The organism is Streptosporangium sp. H13245 (assembly GCF_055690525.1).
The window spans coordinates 491,987-503,186 of sequence record NZ_JBSZKT010000001.1 but is presented as its reverse complement, the minus strand read 5'-3'; the positions used below and the strand labels follow the sequence as shown (position 1 = coordinate 503,186).

General features: G+C 69.2%; 9 protein-coding genes and 1 tRNA gene. 7 read left to right on the top strand and 3 right to left on the bottom strand.

The window, feature by feature from the left end; genetic code table 11:
- Window positions 1–219 precede the first annotated feature (219 nt).
- From ACW9TB_RS02410 to serS, 3 genes are all read left to right on the top strand, one after another.
- Window positions 220–1,602 carry a glycosyltransferase 87 family protein gene (locus tag ACW9TB_RS02410; RefSeq protein WP_472746233.1) on the top strand — a complete coding sequence of 461 codons (1,383 nt, stop codon included), beginning with the start codon at window positions 220–222 and terminating at the stop codon, window positions 1,600–1,602.
- 175 nt (window positions 1,603–1,777) lie between these two features.
- Window positions 1,778–2,698 carry a prephenate dehydratase gene (pheA, locus tag ACW9TB_RS02405; protein ID WP_472746232.1) on the top strand — a complete coding sequence of 307 codons (921 nt, stop codon included), beginning with the start codon at window positions 1,778–1,780 and terminating at the stop codon, window positions 2,696–2,698.
- A gap of 129 nt (window positions 2,699–2,827) precedes the next feature.
- Window positions 2,828–4,090 (top strand): serine--tRNA ligase, encoded by a 1,263-nt coding sequence (serS, locus tag ACW9TB_RS02400; protein ID WP_472746231.1) that lies wholly within the window; start codon window positions 2,828–2,830, stop codon window positions 4,088–4,090.
- Window positions 4,091–4,731: 641 nt separating this feature from the next.
- Here serS and ACW9TB_RS02395 read toward each other — a convergent pair.
- The gene (locus ACW9TB_RS02395; RefSeq protein WP_012886943.1) at window positions 4,732–4,935 is read right to left on the bottom strand and encodes a cold-shock protein; all 204 of its coding nucleotides are present in this window, start codon (window positions 4,933–4,935) and stop codon (window positions 4,732–4,734) included.
- Between the two features lie 236 nt (window positions 4,936–5,171).
- Here ACW9TB_RS02395 and ACW9TB_RS02390 point away from each other — a divergent pair, with 236 nt between their 5' ends.
- Complete coding sequence (locus ACW9TB_RS02390) at window positions 5,172–5,972, top strand: HAD family hydrolase (protein WP_472746230.1); 801 nt, start codon at window positions 5,172–5,174, stop codon at window positions 5,970–5,972.
- A gap of 271 nt (window positions 5,973–6,243) precedes the next feature.
- Here ACW9TB_RS02390 and ACW9TB_RS02385 read toward each other — a convergent pair whose 3' ends face one another.
- Complete coding sequence (locus ACW9TB_RS02385; RefSeq protein WP_472746229.1) at window positions 6,244–6,756, bottom strand: bacterial proteasome activator family protein; 513 nt, start codon at window positions 6,754–6,756, stop codon at window positions 6,244–6,246.
- Between the two features lie 4 nt (window positions 6,757–6,760).
- A complete protein-coding gene (locus ACW9TB_RS02380) occupies window positions 6,761–7,717 on the bottom strand; it encodes an NAD(P)H-quinone oxidoreductase (protein WP_472746228.1) in 957 nt (318 codons plus the stop codon).
- Between the two features lie 117 nt (window positions 7,718–7,834).
- Between ACW9TB_RS02380 and ACW9TB_RS02375 the strand changes: the two genes are divergently transcribed.
- The 3 genes from ACW9TB_RS02375 (at window position 7,835) to ACW9TB_RS02365 (ending at window position 11,151) form a co-directional block, all read left to right on the top strand.
- Window positions 7,835–10,300, top strand: coding sequence for a MinD/ParA family ATP-binding protein (locus ACW9TB_RS02375; RefSeq protein WP_472746227.1), 2,466 nt, complete (start codon window positions 7,835–7,837; stop codon window positions 10,298–10,300).
- 118 nt (window positions 10,301–10,418) lie between these two features.
- A tRNA-Ser gene (locus tag ACW9TB_RS02370) sits at window positions 10,419–10,507 on the top strand.
- Window positions 10,508–10,671: 164 nt separating this feature from the next.
- Entirely contained in the window at window positions 10,672–11,151 is a 480-nt protein-coding gene (locus ACW9TB_RS02365) for a hypothetical protein (protein WP_472746226.1), read from the top strand.
- Window positions 11,152–11,200 lie beyond the last annotated feature (49 nt).

Genomic DNA, 11,200 nt, shown 5'->3' with positions numbered 1-11,200 from the left:
GCGAGGTGCTGGTCGTGTCGCGGGTTTCCCGGTGGTTGGGCGGGATGCCAGTCGTGCTGCGATTTCTCCGTTGGCCGGGCCGGGGGCCGGTTGTGTCGTGGTCTCCCCGGTGGCTGGGCGTGCGGGCCCGTGAGCGCGGTGTGTCGAAGCCATCCGGTTCCCCCTGTCGTACCCCGTCGGGCGGCCACTTTTCCCGGCCCCACGGTAGCCTGCCTGCTCGTGAGGACTGGCGAGGCGACCGCGACCGAGCGGCGCCCATGGACGTGGCTGTCGTGGTTGGCGTGGCTGTCCGCGCTGCTGCTCGTCGCCGCCGCGGTGGCCCCGCTGGTGCTCCACTGGCTGGGCAACGTGGACGACCAGCGCCTGGTCGACCTGGATGTGTACCGTACCGGCGGAGCGGCGATCCTGGAGGGTCGGCCCGTCTACGGGTTCGTCACGCCCGCGCCGCAGCTGCTGCCCTTCACCTACCCGCCGGTGGCGGCGCTGCTCGCCACGCCGCTGGCGGCCATGTCGTGGACGGCGGCGCAGTGGGCGTGGACGGCGTTGATCTTCCTGACGCTGGCGGTCACCGTCTGGCACTCCTTCCGCGCCGTGCTCAGCGGGACGGGCGCCTCGCCTGGACGACCGCCGGGAACGCCGGACGAGGTCCCGGCCGTTCCCGGCACGCCCACCGGAAATGGAGATCCGGGGATCCCCCGCGGCGTACGCGCCCGGCTGAGCGGGGCGGGCGCGGGCCGGTTGTGGGCACCCCTGCTGTTCGCCGCCCTGATGATCGCGTGTACCTACCTGATGCCGATCAGGGACCAGGTCCGCTTCGGCCAGGTGGACATCCTGCTCGTCGCGCTCTGCCTGGCCGACTGCGTGGCCCGGCGCCCGGTGTGGCCGCGCGGCATGCTGATCGGCCTGGCCACCGCGGTCAAGCTCACCCCGGGTGTCTTCCTGATCTACCTTCTCATCGCCGGTTTCGGGCCCGGCGCGAAGCGGGAGCATCGCGGCCCCTTCCTCGTGGCCGCGCTCACCGCCGGGCTGCTGACCCTGCTGCCGTTCCTGGTGATCCCGGCGGACGCCGCCGACTTCTGGTTCCGCGCGCTGCTCGACCCCGAACGGCTCGGTGCCAACGCCGCGACCACCAACCAGTCGATGCGCGGCATGCTCATCCGGCTCTACCTGCCCGACGTGCTGACGAGCCTGCTCTGGGTGGCGCTGGTCGCCGTGGTGGCCTGGTACGGCTTCCGCTACGCCCGCAGGGCCCTGCTCGACGGGCACCTCGTGGCGGGGGTCGCCCTGGTCGGGCTGATGGCCGTGCTGCTGTCGCCGGTCGCGTGGATCCACCATCTGGCCTGGGTGGTCGTGGTGCTCGGCGCGCTGGCCGGTGACGGGCGCGACCCGGTCAGGCTCCGGGTGGCCGCCGGGGTCTGGCTCTACTACGTGGTGCCGATCCCCTGGTGGGGCGTGACGATCAAGGCGGCGGAGATCCCGGTGCTCAGCCCCGTGCTGGGCAAGATCGTGCAGAACGGATTCGGGCTGGGCGCGCTGGCTCTGGTCTGGTTGCTGGGGGTGTGGCTGCCCCGGCGGAGACAGGCGTTCCGAGCACTCCCCTGACGGGGATACGGCCCCGGACGCCGAGGGACCGGGCGAGGGAGGCGGTCCCCGAGACGGTGATCGAAAAGAAAACAGCCTCTGACGTGGTACGACTTCGGATGATCGGCCAGAAATCAGCCGTATCAGGAGGTAATTCTGCGCACATTTTCTGACAGTCGCCGGATAACCTGGGGGCATGCCGAAACTCGCTTACCTGGGACCGGAGGGGACCTTCACCGAGGAAGCCCTGCGCATCCTGGCGCCTGAGGCCGAGCGCCTGCCGAGCCCGAACGTCACCGCGGCCCTGGAGGCCGCCCGGAGCGGCGAGGCCGACGGAGCCGTCGTCCCGATGGAGAACTCGCTCGAAGGCGCCATCACCACGACCCTTGACGAGCTCGCCCGGGGCGGGCCGCTGCTCATCACCGCCGAGCTGCTGCTTCCCGTCGAGTTCTCGCTCCTGGCGCGTCCCGACACCGAGATCGGCCACATCAAGAGGGTCTTCACCCATCCCGCGGCCATCACCCAGTGCCGCAACTACATCGCCCGCGAGCTGCCCGACGCCGTGGTGGTCGCCGCCCCGTCGACCGCCGCCGCGGCGCAGGAGGTCGCGCTTCCCGGCTCGCCGTACGACGCGGCCATCGCCGCGCGCATCGCCGGTGAGCACTACGGCCTGGTCGAGCTCGCCGCCAGGATCGGCGACCGCACCGACACCGTCACCCGGTTCGTCCAGGTGTCGCGTCCCGGCCCGCTGCCCGAGCCGACCGGCGCCGACCGCACCTCCCTGGTCGTCTTCCTCGCCGACGACCACCCGGGCGCGCTGCTGGAGATGCTGACCGAGTTCTCCGTCCGAGGTGTCAACCTGTCCCGCATCGAGTCGCGGCCCACCGGCGACGGCATCGGCCGCTATTTCTTCCACTTCGACTTCGAGGGCCACGTCGCCGACGCCCGCGTCGGGGAGGCGATCTCGGGCCTCCACCGGATCTCCGCCGAGGTGCGCTTCCTGGGCAGTTACCCGCGCGCCGACGGTCTCTTCCCGCAGATCAAGCACGGCACGAACGACGAGGCCTTCACCGAGGCCGCCGGCTGGCTCGGCAGGATCCGTACCGGCCAGGTCTGATCTTCCCCGGGCCGTAGGAGCGTCCGATCGGACGGAAAACGGATGCCGTGGCCGTGACGCCGCCACCCGCACGGGGCGGCGGGTCAATCCGGGCGCGGGCGTGAGCCGTACATCGGTAGCCTTGTGGCTGTGATTGACCTGCGTACCCTTCGTGAGGATCCCGACCGGCTACGGGCGTCGCAGCGTGCCCGCGGTGAGAACGACTCCGTCGTTGACACGCTGCTCGACCTCGACGAGCGGCGGCGCGGCGCGCTGAGCCGCTTCGAGACGCTCCGCGCCGAGCAGAAAACCGTCGGCAAGTCGGTCTCCCGTGCCTTGGGGGAGGAGAAGGCGACCCTGCTGGAGCGGGCGAAAGATCTCTCCACACAGGTCAAGTCCGCCGAGGCCGAGGCGGAGAAGCTCGGCGCCGAGCTCGACGAGGTGCTCTACACGGTGCCCAACCTCGTGGAGGAGGGTGCCCCCGAGGGCGGCGAGGACGACTACGTCGTGCTGGAGGAGATCGGCGAGAAGCCGTCCTTCGGCTTCGAGCCCAAGGACCATCTGGAGCTGGGCGAGCTGCTCGGCGCGATCGACATGGAGCGCGGCGCGAAGGTCTCGGGCTCGCGGTTCTTCTTCCTGAAGGGTGTCGGCGCCCGGCTGCAGCTCGGGCTGCTCAACATGGCCATGCAGCAGGCGATCGAGGCGGGCTTCGTCCCGATGATCACGCCCGTGCTGGTCAAGCCGGAGTCGATGAAGGGCACCGGCTTCCTCGGCGCCCACGCCAGCGAGGTCTACCACCTGCCCGACGACGACCTCTTCCTGGTCGGTACGAGCGAGGTGCCGATGGCGGCCTACCACGGCGACGAGATCCTCGACGGCTCCGCGCTCCCGTATCGCTACGCGGGATGGTCCTCGTGCTTCCGCCGCGAGGCGGGCTCGTACGGCAAGGACACGCGGGGCATCATCCGGGTCCACCAGTTCGACAAGGTCGAGATGTTCTCCTACGCCCGTCCCGAGGAGGCCCACGCCGAGCATCGGCGCCTGCTCGACTGGGAGAAGGAGATGCTGGCCAAGGCCGAGCTGCCCTACCGGGTGATCGACACCGCGGCCGGAGACCTGGGGTCCTCGGCCGCGCGGAAGTTCGACTGCGAGGCGTGGGTGCCCAGCCAGGGCCGCTACCGCGAGCTCACCTCGACCTCCAACTGCACCGACTTCCAGGCCCGCCGTCTCGGCGTCCGCTTCCGTGACTCCGGCGGCAAGCCCCAGCACGTGGCCACCCTGAACGGCACGCTGGCCACCACCCGCTGGATCGTCGCCATCCTGGAGAACCACCAGCAGGCCGACGGCTCCGTCGTGCTCCCCAAGGCCCTGCGCCCGTACGTCGGCCTCGACGTGCTCGAACCCGTCAAGTGAGCCCGCTTCAAGTAAGCCTGCTTCAAGAAGCCCGCTTCAAGTAGGCCTGCTCAAGTAAGCCCGCGCCGCTCGCGGCGAGACTCACCGATGAGGGCCCCGCCGCGCGGCGGGGCCCTCGTTCGCGTTCACACAGGGCCGCCCCTCCTCTCGCCCAGCCGACCAGGACGAACGGACGCCCCGGCTCCGCTGGTGAGGAGGGGCTCTCGCGAAATTTCCACGGCCGGGTGGATCCGCTGAGACAGGGTCCGGTTCGGGCTGGGCGACACTCGTGACCGAGGCGTGCCCCGCGCCCCGGGCGACTCGTACTGACTCGTACGCCCCCGCCGGACGGCGATGGCGCCCGGCACGTCCACAGCCGTGCGGAGAGTGGGAAGTGGCCGTTGGTGTGACAAACACCGCCACCGTCCCGGCCGAAGCCCTCAGGATCGCTCTCAGAGGCGGGAAGAGGCCGGGCGTGGGATCTCCCGGAGATCCGGGCGTCCAGGTGCTCGGAAATCTGGAGGTCCAGAGATTCAGAGGTCCGGACGTCCGAAGGTCCGGGCGCCCCGGGTGCTTCGGGCGTTCAGGGTGTTCAGGAAACGGAAAGGCGGGGTTCGCTAGAAGCGAACCCCGCCTTCCGATTCAACCAAGAGGTCTATGCGTCAGACGGCGCGGACCTGCGAGGCCTGCGGGCCCTTCTGGCCCTGGGTGATCTCGAACTCGACCCGCTGGCCGTCTTCGAGGCTACGGTAGCCGTTGCCCTGGATCTCGGAGAAGTGCACGAACACGTCCGGTGCACCGCCGTCCGGTGCGATGAAGCCGAAGCCCTTTTCAGCGTTGAACCACTTGACGGTTCCCTGAGCCATTAAAGCTCTCCCTCAGGATTTGAAACTTTGGGATTCACACCTCATGAACCCCATGTGTCGTACAGCGGGCCCCGGGGTGGCTCAGTCAAACTGGTTTTCACAACGGGATTCAGCTAATACAACGCCATCACATCTAACACTATCCGGCGCAGGCGTGTTCCCGCCATGAGGAAGATTCCTTGGACCGGATCCCGGGGCCGACACGTCGGCCATCACAGTGCACACTGGGACGTGTTATGCAAAGCCCCAGGCTGGTCGCCACCGACCTCGACGGCACCGCTCTGCGCTCGGACGGCACCGTCTCCCCCCGCACGGCCGCCGCTTTTGCGCTTGTGGAGAACGCCGGGGCCACGCTGGTCTTCGTGACCGGCAGGCCGCCTCGCTGGATGCACATGGTCGCGGGAGCCGTACGCCATCGTGGGCTGGCCATATGCGCCAACGGAGCCCTCGTCTACGACCTGCACAGTGAGCAGATCGTCAAATCCCACCTCATCCACCCGGACGTGCTTGAAGAGGTGGTGAGACGCCTCCGCGAAAAGGTTCCCGACCTCGCCTTCTCCGTGGAATACGAGGGCGGATTCGCCCACGAATCGGACTTCCGTCTCGGAGGATGGGACAGCAAGGCAGTCGCCGGACTCCGTGTCGGAACGGACACACTTACCTCGCGGCCCTGCGCCAAGCTTCTGGCACTGCATCCCAGAATGGACCCCGACATCCTCCACGCGGCGGTTTACGGGCTGGTCGGCGACCTTGTCACCCCCACCCATTCCAGTGGCCGCGCACTGATCGAGATGAGCGCGCACGGTGTGACGAAGGCAACGGCACTGGCCCATCTCGCCATGACGCTCGACATCGTGGCCGAGGAGGTGATCGCCTTCGGTGACATGCCCAACGATCTTCCGATGCTCCGCTGGGCCGGCACCTCGTACGCCGTCGCCAACGCCCACCCGGAGGTGCTGGCCGCGGTCGATCACGTGACCGCGGCCAACAACGACGACGGGGTCGCCGGAGTCCTTGAGGAGCTCTACGGGTCGTGACAGGCTCCGCGCGCCCCGCGAGCGCCGAGGGCTTCGCGCTCGCCGAAGCTCCGTGAGCGGCGGTGCTGTCGGCCCGTGAGCCGACGCTTCGCGCCCGCCGAAGCTCTGTGAGCGCCGACGGGCTTCGTACCCGCGGAGGCTCTGTGAGCGGTGGTCACCGGTACGTGAGCGGCAACGGGCGCTTCGCGCCCGCCAAGGCTCCGTGAGCGGTGATCACCGCCATGCCTCCTCGACGGGCCCGCGGCTCTTACAGATGCGGGCCCCAGGGTCCCTACAGGTAGGGGCCCGCGTTACCCGGGGTGCCCTCCTGCTGCTGGAGGGACATACCGCCGGGCAGGGCCCTGCGCATGTTCTCCAGCTGGGCGCGAGCCGCCATCTGCTGGGCGAACAACGTGGTCTGTATGCCGTGGAACAACCCCTCAAGCCAGCCCACCAGCTGCGCGTGGGCAATCCGGAGCTCCGCCTCGCTGGGCGGGGTGCCGTTGACGTCCTCGGTGAACGGCAGCGAGAGCCGTTCCAGCTCGTCGACCAGCTCCGGCGCCAGACCGTCTTCGAGCTCCTTGATGGAACTCTCGTGGATCTCCTTGAGCCGCTTGCGGCTCGCCTCGTCCAGCGGAGCCGCCCTGACCTCCTCAAGGAGCTGCCGGATCATGCTGCCGATCCGCATCACCTTGGCGGGCTGCTCGACCAGGTCGGCGATGGACCGGCCCTCGCCCTCTTCCTCACCCTGGGAGCCCTGGGGACCCACGACCACGATGTGCGGAGTGCTCTCCTCAGCGTTCATAACCTCAACTTACTAGCAGGATTTTCCCAATGTGTTCTCCGGACTCAAGGATGCGGTGGGCCTCGGCCGCGTCGTTCATCGGCACCCGGGTGTGCACCACGGGCCGGATCGCCCCGGCGTCGAGCAGGGGCCAGACGTTGTCCACCACCCCGCGCACGATGACCCCCTTCTCGTCGACGGGCCGGGAGCGCAGCGTGGTGCCGTACACCGAGGCCCGCTTCGCGAGCAGGGCTCCCAGGTTCAGCTCGCCCTTCACGCCGCCCTGCAGGCCGATCACGACCAGCCGCCCGCCCGTCTTGAGAACCCTGATGTTCCCCGGAAGGTACTTGCCGCCCATGATGTCGAGGATCACATCGGCGCTGACCTTCTCCGCGAAGTCCTCCCGCCGGTAGTCGATCCCCTCGTCGGCGCCCAGCTCCAGGCAGCGGTCGATCTTCTCGGGGGATCCGGCGGTGACGACCACGCGCGAGCCGAACGCCTTCGCCAGCTGGATGGCCATCGTGCCGATCCCGCTGGCACCGCCGTGTACGAGGAGGGTCTCGCCCTTCCGCAGGCGCGCGGTCATGAAGACGTTGGACCAGACCGTGCAGGCCACCTCGGGCAGCCCGGCCGCCTCGACCAGGTCGACGCCCTCCGGCACCCGCATGACCTGCTGCCAGGGTACGGCGACCTTCTCCGCGTACCCGCCGCCGCTGAGCAGCGCGCACACCCGGTCACCGGGCGCGAACCCCTCGACGTCCGGGCCCACCGCCCCGACCACGCCTGAACACTCCATGCCCGGGTACGGCGAGGCGCCGGGGGGCGGGTCGTAGAAGCCCTGACGCTGCAGCGTGTCGGCCCTGTTGACCGCGGAGGCCGCCACGTCGATGATGACTTCGCCGCGCTCGGGCAGCGGGTCGGGAACCTCCCGCCACGTCAGGACTTCCGGTCCGCCTGGTTTATCGATCACGATGGCGCGCATGTGAGCAAAGGTATCCGCTGAGCCCCAACTTGGTGGTTGCTCGCGTTGACAGGAACACAGGGCGTTAACCTGCTATGTGTTTGCTGCCCTTTTATGCCCATCCCGAGGGGGAACACGGTGGCAAGACACGATCGTGAGGAATCTCTCGAGGAACAGCTCGCGTGGCTTGACGCCATCAAGGAGCAGGAGGAGGAGGCGCCCGCCCTGGCGGTGAAGGCCACCGCGGTGGACGACGCCGTCGTCTCGCCGTACCCGAAGGACCCCTGGAGTCTGGTCCCGACCGAGCCCGACACGACGTCCTCGCCGCTGTTCCGCGCGGCCGTCGACTCGGCGCACCCGGACACCGACCCGCCGGTGGAGGACGCCGACGCGGCCGAGTGGAGGGAGGCCTCCGACACGGTGAGTTCCTTCACCGTGCCCGCCCCGGCATCCGGCAAGCAGGACAACGACGGCTTTCTCGCGCCGCTCAAGCCCCTGCCGCGCCAGGAACCGGCCGACACCGGCGACTACGGTCACGCCGACTTCACCGAGCCGCACATCCGCACCCCGTTCGCGGCGCCCGCCCAGGAGCCGTCCCGCGGCCTGTTCGAGCAACCCCAGCGTCCGGCGGAGCCGGCCGAGTCCTCTGATCTGGAGCCGCTCAAGCCGTCGTCCTCGGACACCGAACGCTTCACCTTCGGCAGTACGGAGTTCGGCGGCACCGACTCCGACCGCTTCTCCTTCGGAAGCGGCGGCACGCGATCCACCTCGGGGACCTCGGGAACCTTGGGGACCTCGGGAACCTTGGGGACCTCGGGGACTTCGGGGAGCAAGGACTTCTCCTCGACCAGCGGAGACTTCTCCGCCGGGACCACCGGAGCCGGAACAGGAGCCGGGACCGCCGAGACCGACCGGTCCTCGTCCGGTACATCCGGTACGTCCGGATCCGGTGCGTCCGACGACGGTGACCGCTTCTCGTCGGGTGCCGTGGAGGCCGACCGCCTCCCCGCCGCCGGAGCCGAACACGACCGCGACCGTACGATCTTCGAACCCTTCGAGTCCTTCGAGCCGACGGTGACGTCGGCGGCGAAGGAGTCACCCAGGCAGGCGCCCGAGCGCTTCGAACCCGCTCAGGACCGCTTCGACTCCACCTCGGACCGTTTCGAACCCGCCTCGGACCGCTTCGACTCCACCCCGGATCGCTTCGAGCCTGCCTCGGATCGCTTCGAGCCCGTTCCGGCGCCCGTTTCCCCGTCCGGTCCCGAGCCCGAGTCGGAGTCGTTCCGGGCGCCCGAATCCTTCGGCATCGACAGGCCCGAACCGGCCGCGTCGCCGGAGCGCCCCTCCACCTCGGGTGCGTTCGGCCAGGAGTCCACGTCGAGTTCCTTCGGTACGGACCGCTCCAGCTCGCCTCCGTCGTCTTCTGGCTCGTCCGGTTTCGCCGCCTTCTCCGGTCCCACGGCCTTCGCGCCGGGCCGGGACGCGCCTCCCGCCCCCGAACGGGAGACCGCCTCACCCCAGGAGCGCACGGAACGAGAGAGTCCCTTCGCGCCCGGCCGGGACGCGGCCGAACCGGTGCGGGAGCCGTACCAGGCACGCCGCCGCCAGACGAGTCCGGCACCCGCCTTCGGTGCTCCGGCCAGGCAGCAGCCTCCGGGCACGGCGCCCCGGCAGTCCGCCGACAGCCTGGATCCGGAGTCGCTGCTGAGGGGTCGCCGCAACGCGCCCGCGGGAGGCTGGCGGAAGCTGGTCTACAAGGCGTCGGCCGGGTTGATCAAGCCGGGCGAGTCCCCGGAGGTCCGCCGCCGCAGGGAGCTGGTCGGCCGCGCACGCACCCCGGTGGCCACCGGCCACCACCGCGTCGCCGTACTCAGCCTCAAGGGCGGTGTCGGCAAGACCACGACCACGGTCGGCCTCGGCGCCACCCTGGCCCAGGTACGCGGCGACCGGGTCATCGCGGTCGACGCCAACCCCGACCGGGGCACCCTGTCGGACAAGGTCGAGCTCGAAACCTCCGCGACCGTCCGCGACCTGCTCAACGAGCGCCAGCAGATCAAGAGGTACGTCGACATCCGGGCCTTCACCTCCCAGGCCCCGTCGCGTCTGGAGATCCTCGCCTCCGACCGTGACCCGTCGGTGTCCGAGGCCTTCAGCGCGGCCGACTACCAGTCGGTCTCGCAGGTCCTGGAGAACTTCTACTCGATCTGCATCACCGACTGCGGCACCGGCCTGCTCCACTCGGCCATGTCCGGCGTGCTCGGACTGGCCGACCAGCTCGTCCTGGTCAGTTCCCCCTCCGTGGACGGCGCCCGCGCCGCCTCGGCGACCCTCGACTGGCTGGAGGCCCACCACTACGAGGAGCTCGTCCGCTCCGCGACCGTGGTGCTGTGCAGCGTCCGCCCGCGCTCGAAGTCGACCGTCGACCTCGACCGCCTGGAAGCCCACTTCGCGGCTCGCTGCCGTGCTGTGATCCGCGTCCCCTACGACCCGCACCTTGAGGAGGGCGCGGAGATCGACCTGGAAAGGCTCCAGCCCGGGACCCGCGAGTCCTACCTCCGCCTGGCCGCCTCGGTCGGCGACGGCTTCGCCGGTCTTCAGCCCTGACCCACACCCGGCAGACGCCGTGTTCCCAATTGGGAACACGGCGTCTGCCGGGTCCGGGCACGCCCGGTCCAATGAGAGACTAGGGTGCAATCTGACGCGTTCTCCGGACGTGTCACCAGGAGAGCTCGCCTAGTGGACGATGGCGGCGGTCTTGAAAACCGCTAGGCCGGGTGACCGGTCTCGTGGGTTCGAATCCCACGCTCTCCGCTGAGCATCAGAAACGGCGTCTGACCAGGGACTTCCCTCGGCCCAGGCGCCGTTGATCGTTTCCGGGGTGTGCGGTCCTGAGTCGGTGTTCGCGGAATGATGTTGGTCGCATCCGCGCAGGTCGCGTTGGAAAAATCGCTGCGAGATGTCTTCGAGGAGCGACGGTGGAGATGGTGGACTGGAGCCGGATACCCGGCCCGCGTTGGTACCGTCCCGAGGATGCTCACGCCGCGGTGGAGGCGTTGGCACATCCCGTTTCCGCTGGACAAGCCGTCCGCGCGTTGACCGATCTGAGGTCCGCGGTCAGCAACGATCATGCTGGCACCCTCTACCCGGCCGCCGTCCCGGCTACGAACGTGTTCCTGCGGGTCATCGGCGACCGGCCAGGTACGCCCCGCCAGGAGGCTCTCAACACGCTGCTGGACTGGTGGGGTTGCTTCCAACCTGAGCCGGGTTTCGAGACCTACGAAGATCCCGCGTTCGGATCCGTTGCCCTGATCGAAGGCATCACGAGTCGCGTTCGGAGCGCTGTGGGTGTACTCCACTGCGTCATGGGTGATCCCTCCCACGGAGGAAGTCACCGACCTGGTGCCAGGCTCCTGTTGGCCAAGCTCGATATGGGTTGGACCACCATCGGCGCTTGACTCAAGCGAATGAGGCTGCCTTGGGATTGCTGGGGGATAGCAAAAAAGC